At 59.8% G+C, this 14,874-nt stretch carries 10 protein-coding genes; 4 read left to right on the forward strand and 6 right to left on the reverse strand.

The annotated features are described in order from the left end of the window. Window positions 1-88 precede the first annotated feature (88 nt). Both oadA and CCX46_RS30240 read right to left on the reverse strand, forming a co-directional pair. The gene (oadA, locus tag CCX46_RS30235) at window positions 89-1,897 is read right to left on the reverse strand and encodes a sodium-extruding oxaloacetate decarboxylase subunit alpha (protein ID WP_077575109.1); all 1,809 of its coding nucleotides are present in this window, start codon (window positions 1,895-1,897) and stop codon (window positions 89-91) included. Window positions 1,898-1,998: 101 nt separating this feature from the next. After that, a complete protein-coding gene (locus CCX46_RS30240; protein ID WP_025112637.1) occupies window positions 1,999-3,414 on the reverse strand; it encodes an acetyl-CoA carboxylase biotin carboxylase subunit in 1,416 nt (471 codons plus the stop codon). A gap of 190 nt (window positions 3,415-3,604) precedes the next feature. Between CCX46_RS30240 and CCX46_RS30245 the strand changes: the two genes are divergently transcribed. After that, on the forward strand, window positions 3,605-4,567 hold the full coding sequence (locus CCX46_RS30245) for a LysR family transcriptional regulator (RefSeq protein ID WP_016984010.1): 963 nt from the start codon (window positions 3,605-3,607) through the stop codon (window positions 4,565-4,567). On the opposite strand, the gene CCX46_RS30250 is transcribed toward CCX46_RS30245, so the two are convergent. The 3 genes from CCX46_RS30250 to CCX46_RS30260 form a co-directional block, all read right to left on the reverse strand. Then, window positions 4,509-4,712: a PA3496 family putative envelope integrity protein gene (locus tag CCX46_RS30250; RefSeq protein ID WP_008078845.1), complete on the reverse strand. Its 204-nt coding sequence runs from the start codon at window positions 4,710-4,712 to the stop codon at window positions 4,509-4,511. The genes CCX46_RS30245 and CCX46_RS30250 overlap by 59 nt on opposite strands. 239 nt (window positions 4,713-4,951) lie before the next feature. Further along, window positions 4,952-5,818, reverse strand: coding sequence for a transcriptional regulator HexR (gene hexR, locus CCX46_RS30255; RefSeq protein WP_008078846.1), 867 nt, complete (start codon window positions 5,816-5,818; stop codon window positions 4,952-4,954). A 127-nt stretch (window positions 5,819-5,945) separates the two neighbouring features. After that, the gene (locus tag CCX46_RS30260) at window positions 5,946-8,816 is read right to left on the reverse strand and encodes a GGDEF domain-containing phosphodiesterase (protein ID WP_127930290.1); all 2,871 of its coding nucleotides are present in this window, start codon (window positions 8,814-8,816) and stop codon (window positions 5,946-5,948) included. 257 nt (window positions 8,817-9,073) lie between these two features. On the opposite strand from CCX46_RS30260, the gene uvrD reads away from it, so the two are divergent. From uvrD to CCX46_RS30275, 3 genes are all read left to right on the forward strand, one after another. Further along, window positions 9,074-11,257 carry a DNA helicase II gene (gene uvrD, locus CCX46_RS30265; protein WP_127930291.1) on the forward strand — a complete coding sequence of 728 codons (2,184 nt, stop codon included), beginning with the start codon at window positions 9,074-9,076 and terminating at the stop codon, window positions 11,255-11,257. A gap of 296 nt (window positions 11,258-11,553) precedes the next feature. After that, window positions 11,554-12,429, forward strand: a complete 876-nt coding sequence (locus CCX46_RS30270) for a Tim44 domain-containing protein (RefSeq protein ID WP_127930292.1) — start codon at window positions 11,554-11,556, stop codon at window positions 12,427-12,429. A gap of 138 nt (window positions 12,430-12,567) precedes the next feature. Further along, window positions 12,568-12,975 carry an SMI1/KNR4 family protein gene (locus CCX46_RS30275; RefSeq protein WP_008078852.1) on the forward strand — a complete coding sequence of 136 codons (408 nt, stop codon included), beginning with the start codon at window positions 12,568-12,570 and terminating at the stop codon, window positions 12,973-12,975. 21 nt (window positions 12,976-12,996) lie between these two features. Here the strand turns inward: CCX46_RS30275 and CCX46_RS30280 are convergent, their stop codons facing one another. Continuing rightward, window positions 12,997-14,760, reverse strand: coding sequence for a cation:proton antiporter (locus CCX46_RS30280; RefSeq protein ID WP_127930293.1), 1,764 nt, complete (start codon window positions 14,758-14,760; stop codon window positions 12,997-12,999). Between the last annotated feature and the right edge of the window lie 114 nt (window positions 14,761-14,874).

Below are 14,874 nucleotides of genomic sequence, written 5' to 3' on the forward strand. Positions count from 1 at the left end.
CGGCAGCTCCTACAGGGTTAAAAAACGCAAAAAAAAAGGGGAGCACATGCCCCCCCGAGGTTTAAAGCGTTGGATCGCGGCCGTTATCTCAGCCTTCGATCTCGATCAGGATTTCGCCCGGATTGACCCGATCACCCTTGGCCACATGAATGGCAGTGACCTTGCCGGCAATCGCGGCCTGGACTTCGGTTTCCATCTTCATCGCTTCGGTGATCAGCACCGCCTGGCCCGCCTTGACGGTGTCGCCCTCCTTGACCAGCACATCGACGATGTTGCCCGGCATGGTAGTGCTGACATGGCCTGGTGCAGACGCTTGCTTACGCTTGCTGCTGCCACCGCCGACGAATTCGTTGAGCGGTTCGAACACCACTTCTTCCGGCATGCCGTCGATGGACAGGTAGAAGTGACGCTTGCCTTCAGCCTTGACGCCGACACCAGTGATGTCGACGCGGTAGGTTTCGCCGTGAACGTCGATGACGAACTCGGTCGGCACGCCTTCGCCGCCAGCCTTGGTCACACCGCCCGCTTCCGGAATCGGCAGCAGCACTTCCGGCGTCAGGGTGCCGGCAGCACGCTCTTCGAGGAACTTGCGGCCGATGTCCGGGAACATGGCGAAGGTCAGCACGTCTTCTTCCGACTTGGCCAGTGCGCCGATGTCGGCACGCAGCTTGGTCATTTCCGGCTTGAGCAGATCGGCCGGACGCACATCGATGACCTCTTCGCTGCCGATGGCCTGACGACGCAGTTTTTCGTTGACCACGCCCGGCGCCTTGCCGTAGCCGCCCTGCAGGTACAACTTCACTTCGTTGGTGATGGTCTTGTAGCGCTCGCCGGCCAGCACGTTGAAGAACGCCTGGGTGCCGACGATCTGCGAAGTCGGGGTCACCAGCGGCGGGAAGCCGAGGTCTTCACGCACGCGCGGAATTTCCGCGAGCACTTCGGCCATACGGTTGAGGGCGCCCTGCTCTTTCAACTGGTTGGCGAGGTTGGAGATCATCCCGCCCGGCACCTGGTTGACTTGCACGCGGGTGTCGACGGCAGTGAATTCGCTTTCGAACTGGTGGTACTTCTTGCGCACGGCGTAGAAGTACAAGCCGATCTCTTGCAGCAGCTCAAGGTTCAGACCGGTGTCGTACTCGGTGCCCTTGAGCGCAGCGACCATCGACTCGGTGCCTGGGTGGCTGGTGCCCGAAGCGAAGCTGGAGATCGCGGTGTCGATGTGGTCGGCGCCGTTTTCGATCGCCTTGAGCTGGCACATGGTCGCCAGACCGGCGGTGTCGTGGGAATGAATGAACACCGGCAGCGACTGCTCGGCTTTCAACGCACGCACCAGCTCACCGGTGGCGTATGGGGTCAGCAAACCGGCCATGTCCTTGATCGCCACCGAGTCGCAACCCATGGCTTCCATCTGCTTGGCTTGTGCCACGAACGCATCGATGGTGTGCACAGGACTGGTGGTGTAAGCGATGGTGCCCTGGGCATGTTTGCCGGCAGCCTTCACCGCTTCGATGGCCACGCGCAGGTTACGCACGTCGTTCATTGCATCGAAGATGCGGAAAACGTCGATGCCATTCACCGCAGCCTTGGCGACGAAGGCTTTGACTACGTCGTCGCTGTAGTGGCGGTAGCCGAGCAGGTTCTGCCCGCGCAGGAGCATTTGCAGGCGGGTGTTAGGCAGTGCCGCGCGCAGTTGGCGCAGACGCTCCCACGGGTCTTCTTTCAGAAAGCGTACGCAGGCGTCGAACGTCGCGCCGCCCCAGCATTCCAGCGACCAGTAGCCGACTTTGTCGAGCTTGTCGCAGATTGGCAGCATGTCTTCGGTGCGCATGCGGGTGGCGAGCAGCGATTGGTGAGCGTCGCGCAGGATGGTATCGGTTACGAAGATCTTCTTAGTCATTGGTATCTCCTCATAGCGGCAAGCTCAAAGCTACCAGTTGCAAGAAAAAGCCAATCTGCTTTTACTTGCCGCTTGCAGCTAAAAGCTTGCAGCTGTTTCATTCATAGGCCTGCGTGGGCGGCGATGGCGGCGGCGATGGCCAGGGCCAGCTCTTCGGGTTTGCGCTTGATCGAGTAGTTGGTCAGTTCCGGGTGGCTTTCAACGAAGCTGGTATTGAACTGGCCGCTACGGAATTCCGGGTTGCGCAGGATTTCCTGGTAGTACGCGGCGGTGGTCTTCACGCCCTGCAGACGCATGTCGTCCAGCGCACGCAGGCCACGGTCCATCGCCTCTTCCCAAGTCAGTGCCCAGACCACCAGTTTCAGGCACATCGAGTCGTAGAACGGCGGGATGGTGTAGCCGGTATAGATCGCTGTATCGGTGCGCACACCCGGTCCGCCGGGGGCGTAATAACGGGTGATCTTGCCGAAGCTCGGCAGGAAGTTATTCTTCGGGTCTTCGGCGTTGATGCGGAACTGCAACGCGAAACCACGGTGCTGAATGTCTTCCTGCTTCACCGACAACGGCAGGCCGGAGGCGATGCGAATCTGTTCGCGGACGATGTCGATCCCGGTGATTTCTTCGGTGATGGTGTGTTCCACCTGCACCCGGGTGTTCATCTCCATGAAGTACACCTCGCCCTCGGCGAGCAGAAACTCCACAGTACCGGCGTTCTCGTAACCGACAGCCTTGGCCGCACGCACCGACAGATCGCCGATGTAGGCGCGCTGTTCCGGGGTCAGTTGCGGGCTCGGGGCGATTTCGATGAGCTTCTGGTTGCGGCGCTGGATCGAGCAGTCACGCTCGAACAGGTGCACGACATTGCCAAAGCTGTCGCCAAGGATCTGCGCTTCGATGTGCTTGGGATTGACGATGCATTTTTCCAGGAACACTTCGGCAGAACCGAACGCCTTGGTCGCTTCGGAAATCACCCGAGGGAAATTCTGTTCAAGTTCTTCGCGGCTGTTGCAGCGACGGATACCGCGACCACCACCACCGGAAGTGGCTTTGAGCATCACCGGGTAACCGATACGGTCGCCCTCGGCCAAGGCCTCTTCGATGTCGGCCACATTGCCTTCGGTGCCCGGCGTCACCGGTACGCCCGCCTTGATCATGCTGCGGCGCGCTTCGGTCTTGTCGCCCATGCGGCGGATGACTTCTGCCGACGGGCCAATGAATTTGATCCCGCGCTCGGCGCAGATGTCAGCCAGTTCAGCGTTTTCCGAGAGGAAACCGTAACCGGGATGCAGTGCATCGCAACCGGTTTCGACGGCGAGGTTCACCAGCTTGCGCGGGTTCAGGTAACCGGCCAGTGGCTCGGCACCGATGCTATGGGCCTCGTCCGCACGCTTCACATGAAGTGCATGGCGGTCGGCGTCGGAGAAAATCGCAACCGAGCGAATGCCCATTTCGGCGCAGGCTCGCACGATTCGTACGGCAATCTCACCACGGTTGGCGATCAGGATCTTTGTTATCACTTGGAGGTTCCCTTGAGCCGGTGGCACCACGACCTGCTAGACCCAGGTCGACGCGTGACCAAATGTTTCAATTTAGTCGCAGGTCCACACTAGCGCTCATGAGGGATTAACAAAAATGAATAAAAATTGGGTCAGGCATAAGTAAAGACTTATAGTTAAACGACAAGCCCGCCGCAAGAGCCAATAATAAATGCGTAAGTCCTTGATGCGTATGACATTACGTCAGTTGCAGATCTTCAACGAGGTGTGCGACTTACGCTCCTACAGCCGCGCAGCCGAGGAAATGTCTCTCACGCAACCGGCCGTCAGCCTACAGATTCGTCAGCTCGAAGAGCTGATCGGGCAGCCATTATTCGATTATGTCGGCAAAAAACTCTACATGACCGAGGCTGCCGAAGCACTCCAGCGCGCCAGTCGGGACATCTTCGGACGCCTGGAAAACCTCGATATGCAGCTGTCGGACATGCAGGGTTCACTGCAAGGTCAGCTGAAACTGGCAGTGGAATCCAGCGCCAAATACTTCGTGCCGCATCTGTTTGCCGCGTTCAAGCGCCAGCACCCGGAAGTTAATCTGCAACTGACCGTGGTCAACCGTGGCCAGGTGATCCGCAGGCTTTCGGATAACCGCGATGATCTGGTGATCATGTCGATGGTGCCGCAGGACATGGGGCTTGAGTTTTTGCCGTTCCTCAACAATCCGATTGTTGCCGTGGCGCGTCCGGATCATCCGTTGGCGCACATGGGCCCGTTGCGTTTGCAGGATCTTGAGCCTTACACGCTGCTGATCCGCGAGCCCGGTTCGGGGACGCGACTGGCCTGCGAGGAGTATTTCAAAGAGAAACGCGTGCACTTCACCCAGACCCAGGAAGTGGCCTCGGCCGAAGCGCAGCGTGAATGTGTGCAGGCGGGTCTGGGCCTGGCGCTGTTGACGCGCCACGCCCTGAACCTGGAGCTGGCGACCGGTGGGCTCGTCGAGCTGCCGGTCGAGGAACTGCCGCTCTTGCGTAGCTGGTGCCTGGTGCAAGCGAAAGCCAAACGCTTGTCACCGGTGGCGCACGCCTTCCTGGCGTTTATCCGCAGCGAGCGCGTGCAGATCAGCGCGCTGGTTGAGCGCTTCGACGGGAAGCTGCGGGTGCTGCCTGCCAGTGAGTGATCTCGGGAAAGTCGCCGATTTCGGCTTGAAGCTGACGGAGTTCGAAGCGATCTTCGATAGCGCGGCGAAATTCCATGCGGCGCTGATCTTCCTGCTGACGACGGGTTTTCGCGGCGCTGTTGCGTTCTTCGTAGGGCTGAGCCATTTCGAGTCTCCCAAGGCGATGACGGGAGTTTCACGATAGGCGGCGGGGATGACGGTTTGGCTGCGCGAGGATGACAGTGCGATGAAACTTGCGAAGGGTTGTGGTGTTTTTGAGGACGCTATCGCGAGCAGGCTCGCTCCCACATTTGATCTCGGTATGACACAGAATTTGTGTACCTCGGAGATCCCCTGTGGGAGCGAGCCTGCTCGCGAATGAGGTTGGAACGAACTTAGATGGCTTCAGTCATCCAGCGCTTTGGCAGCTTTCGGCGACAAGCGCAAGCTACGCAGACTGCGCTTCACGCTCTTGAGGTGATTGACCAGGCTCGGCCCGCGCGCCATGGCCACGCCCATCGCCAACACATCGATTACCACCAGGTGCGCAATGCGCGAAGTCAGCGGCGTATAGATTTCCGTGTCTTCGTGCACATCGATCGCCAGATTGACCGTCGACAATTCGGCCAGCGGTGTCTGGCTCGGGCACAAGGTAATCAGCGAAGCGCCGCTCTCGCGCACCAGATTGGCAGTGATCAGCAGATCCTTGGAGCGCCCGGACTGCGAAATACAGATCGCCACATCGGTCGGTTTCAGGGTCACCGCCGACATCGCCTGCATGTGCGGATCGGAATACGCCGCCGCGGTCAGCAGCAAACGGAAGAACTTGTGCTGCGCATCCGCCGCCACTGCACCCGAGGCGCCGAAGCCATAGAACTCGACCCGCTGCGCCTGCGACATCAACGTCACCGCGCGCTGCAGCTCAATCGGATCGAGTTTCTCGCGAACCTCCATCAAGGTGTGCAACGTGGTGTCGAAAATCTTCAGGCTGTAATCGGCGACCGAGTCGTCTTCATGGATCGCAAACTGGCCGAAGCTGGCACCGGCCGCGAGGCTTTGCGCTAACTTCAGTTTGAGATCCTGGAAACCGGAGCAACCGATGGCGCGACAGAAGCGCACGATGGTCGGCTCGCTGATGCCGACACTGTGGGCCAGGTCGGCCATGGAACTGTGCATCACCGCCGCAGGGTCAAGCAGCACGTGGTCGGCGACCTTGAGCTCCGACTTGCGTAACAGGTGACGTGACTGGGCGATGTGTTGCAGCAGATTCAAGGGGCTGGACTCTTCTTATGGGCAAGGATGTAGCATGCTTGTAGTTATACTACATGAATTGGCTTTTTGCCTGCTCAATGCGTAACTCCATGTCCCCATATCAGGCGCGATGAGGTGCATGTAGCCCTTAAAGCGGTTTTTCCTGATCGCGCAAAAGCCCGGCCAGACTGTCAGCCTCCACGGGCCGGCTGATCAGATAACCCTGAACTTCATCACAACGCTCGGCGCGTAAAAATTCCAGCTGCTCTTGCCGCTCGACGCCTTCGGCGACCACCTTCAGCGACAAGCCATGCGCCATGGCAATGATTGCGCGGGTGATCGCCGCGTCTTCACTGCCCTCACCCAACCCGCGAATGAAGGCCTGATCGATCTTCACGTAATCCACCGGAATGCGCTTGAGGTAACTCAGCGACGAATACCCGGTGCCAAAATCATCGATGGCCAGTTTCACCCCCAGATCACGCAGTTGCTGGAACGTCGCGATGATGTGTTCGACGCTGTCGAGCAACTGGCTCTCAGTCAGCTCCAGCTCGAGGTAGTGCGGCGCCAGCCCGGTTTCCTCGAGCACCTGGCGCACCAGACTGACCAGCTTGCCTTGGCGCAGTTGATGCACCGACAGGTTCACCGAAACACGGATCGGCGCAAGGCCCTGACGCTGCCATTCGCAGGCCTGCCAGCACGCCTGACGCAGGACGAATTCGCCGATCGGGCCGATCAGACCGGTCTCCTCGGCCAGCCCGATGAAATCCCCCGGCGGTACTCGGCCCATGGTCGGATGATCCCAGCGCACCAGCGCTTCCGCCGCATTCAAGCGCCCTGTTTCCAGACACAGTTTGGGCTGATAGAACACTTTCAGTTGCTTGTCTTCAATGGCCTTGCGCAGCTGGTTTTCCAGTTGCAAGCGCTCAAGGGTGCTGGCCTGAAGGCTGTCGGTGTAAAACTGGAAGTTGTTGCCGCCCAAGTGCTTGGCGTGTTGCATGGCCATGTTCGATTGACTGACCAGCGCAGAAATCTCCCGGGCGTTGTCCGGCAGCATGCTGATGCCCATCGAGGCGCTGACCACCAGTTCATGCCCTTCGACCGTCAGTGGCAGGCGCAATTTGCTCGACAGGCGCGTGGCGACCCGGGCCAGACTCGACAGGTTGCCATAGGCATCGAACAGCACTGCAAACTCATCACCGGACAAGCGGGCGATGGTGTCGGCTTCTGGCAAGGCGTTGACCAAGCGGCGCGCCATTTTCTGCAGTAACTGGTCGGCAATCTCATGGCCAAGACTGTCGTTAAGCAATTTGAAACGATCAAGATTGATGTGCAGCAGCGCCAGACTGCGCCGGCCCTGACGGGAGCGCTGATGCGCTTCATGCAGGCGTTCGCGGAACAGTGAGCGGTTGGCCAACCCAGTCAGTTCGTCGTAATGGGTCAGGTAACGCATGCGCTCTTCGGATTCGCGGCGTGCTGACAGATCGGCGAAGAAGCCGACGATATGACTGACACTTCCCCGACCATCACGCACTGCATTCAGTTGCAGCCACTGCGGGTACAACTCGCCGTTCTTGCGCGTCTCCACCAGTTCGCCCTGCCAACTGCCGTGCTGCTCCAGTGCATGACGGATCGCCACGTAATGCCGGCGGGCATCACGGCTGCACGGTAACTCGACGACGTTGCGCCCGAGCATGTCCTCGATGTCGTAACCGGTGACCCGGCTGAACGCCTGATTGATCGCGATCAGCGCGTAGTTCGGGTCGAGAATCACGATGCCTTCACTGGCCGCTTCGAACACCGTCGCCGCCAGTCGCTGCTGCTCTTCAAGGCTTTTACTGGCACTAATGTCGCGACGGGTGCCGACCATGCGAATCACCCGGCCGCTTTCGCTGCGCTCTACCGCACGGCCACGGTCCTCGATCCACACCCAGTGGCCATCGCTGTGACGCACGCGGTATTCGATCTGGTAGTCCTCGGTACGCCCCTTCAAATGCTCGATCAACGCGTATTTCAGCGTCGGCACATCGTCGGGGTGCAGACGTGGCTTGAGGTCGCGCAACAGCGCCGTGACGTATTCCGGAGCGAGGCCGAACAGTTCCTGAATCTGCGTGTGGTGGACTTCGTCGGTTTGCAGGTTCCAGTCCCACAACCCCAACTCACTGGCTTTCAGCGCCAGTGCCAGCCGTGCCTCGCTTTTGCTCAAGGCCTGATTGGCCGCGTCCAGCTCGCGGCTGCGCTGGGCGACGCGGTCTTCGAGTTCAACCTGAGCTTCACGCAGCTTGCCCTCGGCACAGCGGCGCTGGTCGATTTCCCTGGCCAGTTCCTGATTGAGCTGTTCGCTGCGCGACTGCGTCTGTTGCAGGTGTTCGATCAAGTGCTGATTCTGGAAGCGTCGCAGCAAGCCGCGATCGATCAGGCGATTGACCTGCCACGCGACCACACTCAGCGAGCCAAGCAGAATCAGCCCGAGCCAGCCCCAGCCACGCGCCTGCTCGTCGCCGCCCCAGAACAGATAGCCGATCGCCGGCAACAGACAGGGCAAGGTAAACGACAGGAACGCCGGCAGGCTCACCGCGTAGGCAACGCTGGCCGACAGAGTCGCGGCGCCGATCAGGCCGAACACCCAGGCTTGTTGCATGAAATTATCGGCGGGCACCAGCGCAATTCCGGCGCCGGCCAGAGTCAGGCCGGTCATGGTCGAACCCAGCAGAAACATCCGCCGCCAGATCGGTTGTGCCTGCCGGTCAGGGATTGCCGAGTCGAATGCTGCGACCTGAATCACCCGCAACGCCACCAGCGACAGCAACCACACCAGCCAGACGCTGACCACGAAGTAGCGCTGCGGGCTCCAGAGCAAAGCGGCGCAGACCAGACCATTGATCAACATGAACAGGGTGGGCAATAACGAGCCCTGATACAGCAGGCGCGTGCGCTCGACCGCCATTTCGACGGCATAGTGCTTGCGGATAACCCGGGGTTCCACGGAGGGGCCCGACAGTTCGGCGCTGAGGGTCATGGGCAACGTTCTTGTTCTTATAAGGAGGGCGTGCGCCCGAAACGTGGACGGAGCATACACAAGCCGATCCCGTTGCCAAACTGCCCCAGATCATAATTTCAGTGAAACTTTTCCGTCCTTTGCCACCGGCCAAACCCTTGGAGCGCGGCGGGCCGATGCCTGTAGGCAGTGACCGACCGGTCGTCATCGACAGGAGTTTCATCGGCTAATGCAAAGCTCGGTTTGCCCGGGCCTGCGGCGCACCCTAGAATGCCCCGATGCGCGATGATCTCTCCCTTCTGCTGAATTCCCTCAACGATGCCCAACGCCAGGCCGTAGCAGCCCCCGTTGGCCGTCAGTTGGTCCTGGCCGGTGCTGGCTCCGGTAAAACCCGAGTGCTGGTGCACCGTATCGCCTGGTTGATCCAGGTCGAAAACGCCTCGCCCCACTCCATCCTGTCGGTGACCTTCACCAACAAGGCCGCTGCCGAGATGCGTCATCGCATCGAGCAGTTGCTGGGGATCAACCCGGCCGGCATGTGGGTCGGCACCTTCCACGGCTTGGCGCACCGCTTGCTGCGGGCGCACTGGCAGGAAGCGGGCCTGAGCCAGACCTTCCAGATTCTCGACAGCGACGACCAGCAACGGCTGGTCAAGCGGGTGATCCGCGAGCTGGGTCTGGACGAACAACGCTGGCCGGCCCGTCAGGCGCAGTGGTTCATCAATGGCCAGAAAGACGAGGGTCTGCGCCCGCAACACATTCAGGCCAGCGGCGATTTGTACCTGGCGACCATGCGCGGCATTTACGAAGCCTACGAGGCGGCGTGCCAGCGTGCCGGCGTCATCGACTTCTCCGAACTGCTGCTGCGCGCCCTCGATCTGTGGCGCGATCACCCGGGCCTGCTCGCGCACTACCAGAAGCGCTTCCGCCACATTCTGGTGGACGAGTTCCAGGATACCAACGCCGTGCAGTACGCCTGGTTGCGCCTGCTCGGCAAGGGCGGCGACAGCCTGATGGTGGTCGGCGACGACGACCAGTCGATTTACGGCTGGCGCGGCGCGAAGATCGAGAACATTCATCAGTACTCCTCTGACTTCCCGGATTCGGTGACCATTCGTCTGGAGCAGAACTACCGCTCCACCGCCGGTATCCTCAAGGCTGCCAACGCCTTGATCGCCAATAACACCGGTCGTCTCGGCAAAGAGCTGTGGACCGACGGCGGTGATGGCGAAGCGATCAATCTGTACGCCGCGTTCAACGAACACGACGAAGCGCGCTACGTTGTCGAAACCATCGAAAGCGCGCTGAAAACCGGCTTGGCGCGCAGCGATATCGCGATTTTGTACCGCTCCAACGCCCAATCACGCGTTCTGGAAGAAGCTTTGCTGCGCGAACGCATTCCGTATCGCATCTATGGTGGTCAGCGCTTCTTCGAGCGTGCGGAAATCAAGAACGCCATGGCCTACCTGCGTTTGCTTGAAGGTCGCGGCAACGATGCGGCGCTAGAACGCGTAATCAACGTGCCCGCCCGTGGCATCGGCGAGAAAACTGTCGAAGCCATCCGTGATCACGCGCGCCACAGCGATGTGTCGATGTGGGAAGCGATGCGCCAACTGGTCGCCAACAAAGGCCTGACCGGTCGGGCGGCCGGTGCCCTGGGTGCGTTTATCGAACTGATCGAAAACCTCGCCGCCAAGTGCATGGAAATGCCGCTGCACCTGATGACGCAAACCGTCATCGAGCAATCCGGCCTGATTGCTTATCACGAAGCGGAAAAAGGCGAGAAAGGCCAGGCCCGGGTAGAAAACCTTGAGGAACTGGTCAGCGCCGCGCGCAACTTCGAGAACACTGAAGAAGACGAAGAACTGACGCCACTGGCGGCGTTCCTCGGCCATGCTTCGCTGGAGGCCGGCGACACCCAGGCCGACGAGCATGAAGACAGCATTCAGCTGATGACCCTGCACAGCGCCAAAGGCCTGGAATTCCCTTACGTGTTCCTCGTGGGCATGGAAGAAGGCCTGTTCCCGCACAAGATGAGCCTGGAAGAGCCGGGACGTCTGGAAGAAGAGCGGCGCTTGGCTTACGTCGGCATTACTCGGGCGATGCAGAATCTGGTCATGACCTATGCCGAGACCCGACGCCTGTACGGCAGCGAGACCTACAACAAGGTTTCGCGTTTCGTCCGCGAAGTGCCGAAGGGGCTGATTCAGGAAGTGCGCCTGTCGAACAGCATCAGCCGACCGTTCGGCGGCAATCAGTCGATGAGCGGCAGCAACCTGTTCAGCGGCAGCGAGATTCCGGAAACCGGCTTCAGCCTCGGTCAGGCGGTACGCCATTCGATCTTTGGCGACGGTGTGATCCTCAACTTTGAGGGCGCCGGTGCGCAGGCGCGGGTGCAGGTGAACTTCAGCGAAGGCAGCAAGTGGCTGATGCTCGGCTACGCCAAGCTGGAAGCGATCTGACGCCGGTTTTGCTTTTCTGTGAGAGCGAGCCTGCTCGCGAATGAAGTCATCGCGGTTGATCTGATAGACCGCGATGGGGCTTTCGCAAGCAGGCTCGCTCCCACAGGGTTCGGGGTTCTGACCAACAATCCCGCTGAACCTATCTCCTTTTCCTACAGACAAAAGTACATAGGCTGATTGCCTCGCGAAGCTGAACGCGACCTGTCAGGCAAAAGCCCGAAACACTCTCTCGCTAGCCAGTAACACTTCAGCTGTGCAACATGGCGCGCGTGTCTCCACAAACGGGAATTCCCTTTATGAAACGTTTTCTTAGCATCGCCATGGCGTTGTGCATCGGCCTGACGATGAGCCTCGACGCCAACGCCAAGCGCTTTGGTGGTGGCAAAAGCGCCGGCGCTGCGCCGACGCACCAGACCAGCCAGATGGCTCCTTCTTCTCCAGGTGTCGGCGGCGCTGCTGCGACCGCTGGTGCTGCCGGTGCCGCAGGCGCTGCCGCCAAGGCCGGTGGTGCTTCGAAATGGCTCGGCCCTCTGGCCGGTATCGCTGCTGGTGGCCTGCTCGCATCCATGTTCATGGGCGGCGGCTTCCAGGGCATGCAGATCTTCGACATCCTGATCATGGCTGTGATCGCATTCGTGATCTTCCGCTTCATTGCCGCACGTCGACGCAAGCAGCAGGAGCAATTCGCTCCGGCCGGCGCGCCGATGCAGCGTGAAGCGTTCGAGCAGAAGCCTGCTGCCATGGGTTCGATTTTCGGCGGTTCGGCTGCGCCTGCTGCCGCTCGTCCGGTGATCAACGCGCCAGCGTGGTTCAACGAGCAGAACTTCCTTGAAGCTGCACGCAGCCATTTCCAGTCGCTGCAGCAGCACTGGGACGCCAACGAAATGGACAAGATCGCCGAGTTCGTGACCCCGCAAATGCTCGAGTTCCTCAAGCGTGAGCGTGCGGATCTGGGCGATGCGTTCCAGTCGACCTACATCGACAACCTCCAGGTACAACTGGATGGCGTGGATGACCGTGCCGACAAGACCATCGCCACCCTGACCTTCAGCGGTGTGTCGAAGTCTTCGCGCTTCGATCAGGGCGAAGTGTTCAGCGAAAGCTGGAACATGGAACGTCCGCAGGGCGAGAACCAGCCTTGGCTGGTTGCCGGTATCCGCCAGAACGGCTGATCCCTCACTACGCTTAACTTGCGGTAATAAAAACCCCAGCCTCGGCTGGGGTTTTCTATTTCGCGGTTGCATCTATAGCGAGCTACTGTATAAACCGGCCCATATAAACCGCGCCATTCAAGCAAGAGGATCCCGGACGTGGAAGAAATCATCGAACAACTGCGTGAAGCCAACGAACCCGTGCCGGTTCCTTTGGAGTTGCCTGACGAAGACCAACTGGTGGAAGTCGAAGAAGAACTGTTTATCAATATTCCGTTCGTCTTCAAAGAATTTTTGCTGACCGTCAGCGACGTGGTTTACGGCAGCCTCGAGCCGGTGACTGTCACCGACCCGCAATCGCACACCTATTTGCCGGATGTCGCGGCCAATGCATGGGACATCGGCGTACCACGTGACCTGATCCCGATCTGCCAGGACGGTGAGAACTACTACTGCGTCGAAGAAGACGGCACCGTGGTGCTATGGTCCGGCGAGGAAGAGCTGATCACCGAAGAGTCCTGGGAATCGGTGTGGCACTGGGCGCGGGACGTCTGGCTGGAAAGCTGATCGACCCAACGCCCCGGATGATCAGTGCCCCGACGACTCCTTGTGGTTGTCGAGGGTTTCCAGCAGCGCCACCTGCATCCGCGTGTGCACACGGATGAACCAGCGCCAGAGCAGCGCCGCCACGGCGGCAGCGACCACGGCGATCAGCATCAGCAACTTGTTGGTCGGCAAGATACTGGCCGACAAGGCTGCCAACAGCAGGAAAATCACCAGCAGCGAGAGAATCGGGATCACTTCGGAGATCACCCGGCGCACTCGCTGCGTGTGCCGCCCGGCCATCTCTGGCTTCACGCCCATTTCCGCCAGCAGCATCGACAGTGCCTTGAGCTTGCGATAGGCCGCGATCAAGAACGGCAGCGAGACCAGCAGCGCCCCACCCCAGATCAACGCCTTCTGCCAACTCGGGTCGGCAATCCAGTCCTGCAGCCAGGTCGAGAGGCGCTCGGCGAAGAATGCTCCGCTAAAGAAGATCGCAATCACCAGCGCCAGATTGACCCCGACCTGCAGCAAGATCTTGCGGATAATCGAAGCCAGCATCGCACCCTCACCTTGCGGCTGAATGCTGCGTAACCATTCGCCGTACATGCCCAGCACTCGGCCAAGAGGCTTGGGCACCGCCGCCGACAGCTTGATCGACAGCGGATCCGCCGCACGGATCAGATACGGCGTCAGCAGCGTGGTAATCACCGACACCGCCACGGCGACCGGATAAAGGAAGTTGCTGGTGACCTGCAAGGTCATGCCCAGCGCGGCGATAATGAAGGAAAATTCGCCAATCTGTGACAGCCCCATCCCCACGCGCAGTGAGGTACGTCCGTCATTACCAGCGATAAACGCACCAAGGCCGCAGGACAACATCTTGCCCAGCACCACAGCGACGGTAATCACCGCGATCGGCCACGCGTATTCGAGAAGAATCATCGGGTCGAGCATCAGGCCAATGGCAACGAAGAAGATCGCACTGAACAGATCACGAACCGGCTCGATCAGGCGTTCGATTTTAAGCAACTGCCGCGACTCGGCCATGATCGCGCCGATCAGGAAGGCGCCGAGCACCATGCTGTACTCAAGCTTGACCACCAGCAGACAGAAGCCGAAACACAGGCCCAGCACGGTGATCAGGAGCATTTCGTTGCTTTCGAATTTGGCCACATAAGCCAGCAGGCGCGGCACCAGCAGGATGCCAATGACCAGCGCGACGATCATGAACAACGAGAGTTTGCCGACAGTGGAGAACACCTCACCGGAGCTGACCGTACCGCTGACGGCGATGCTTGATAGCAGCGCGATGATGCCGATGCCGAGGATGTCTTCGACGATCAGGACGCCGAAGATCAACTGCGCAAAGCGCTCGTTTTTCATCTTCAGATCATTGAGTGCCTTGACGATGATGGTGGTCGAGGAGATTGCCAGAATAGCGCCGAGGAACAGCGAGTCCATGGTGTTCCAGTCGAACCAGCGGCCGATTTCATAGCCGATCCAGATCATCAGGACAATTTCGAGGAACGCCGCAATAAACGCCGTGGCACCCACCTTGAACAGCTTGCGCAGGCTGAACTCCAGTCCCAGGCAGAACATCAGGAAAATCACCCCCAGCTCGGCGAGGGTCTTGATGGTTTCTTCGTCGTGGATCAGGCCGAACGGCGGCGTGTGCGGGCCGATGATGAAACCGGCGACGATGTAGCCGAGCACCACCGGTTGCTTGAAACGGTGGAACAACACGGTCACCACACCCGCGACCAACATGATCACTGCCAGATCCTGAATAAAACTGATGGCATGCATGGCGTGGGCTCCTTGAATGACGAGGCTCGCAGTCAGACGTCAGAAAACTCTGAGCGAGCGAAGTAAAAATCCGCTTTTGGTGTGGGAATTGCCCTTGAGAGGGGCTTTTGCAGG

It is taken from the genome of Pseudomonas sp. RU47 (genome assembly GCF_004011755.1).
Lineage (GTDB): Bacteria > Pseudomonadota > Gammaproteobacteria > Pseudomonadales > Pseudomonadaceae > Aquipseudomonas.

Excerpts from the sequence above, each read along its gene's own strand:
- CCX46_RS30280 (WP_127930293.1), bottom strand. The coding sequence starts at position 14,760 with ATGCATGCCATCAGTTTTATTCAGGATCTGGCAGTGATCATGTTGGTC.
- CCX46_RS30270 (WP_127930292.1), top strand. The coding sequence starts at position 11,554 with ATGAAACGTTTTCTTAGCATCGCCATGGCGTTGTGCATCGGCCTGACG.
- CCX46_RS30250 (WP_008078845.1), bottom strand. The coding sequence starts at position 4,712 with ATGGCTCAGCCCTACGAAGAACGCAACAGCGCCGCGAAAACCCGTCGT.
- uvrD (WP_127930291.1), top strand. The coding sequence starts at position 9,074 with ATGCGCGATGATCTCTCCCTTCTGCTGAATTCCCTCAACGATGCCCAA.
- CCX46_RS30260 (WP_127930290.1), bottom strand. The coding sequence starts at position 8,816 with ATGACCCTCAGCGCCGAACTGTCGGGCCCCTCCGTGGAACCCCGGGTT.
- oadA (WP_077575109.1), bottom strand. The coding sequence starts at position 1,897 with ATGACTAAGAAGATCTTCGTAACCGATACCATCCTGCGCGACGCTCAC.
- CCX46_RS30245 (WP_016984010.1), top strand. The coding sequence starts at position 3,605 with ATGCGTAAGTCCTTGATGCGTATGACATTACGTCAGTTGCAGATCTTC.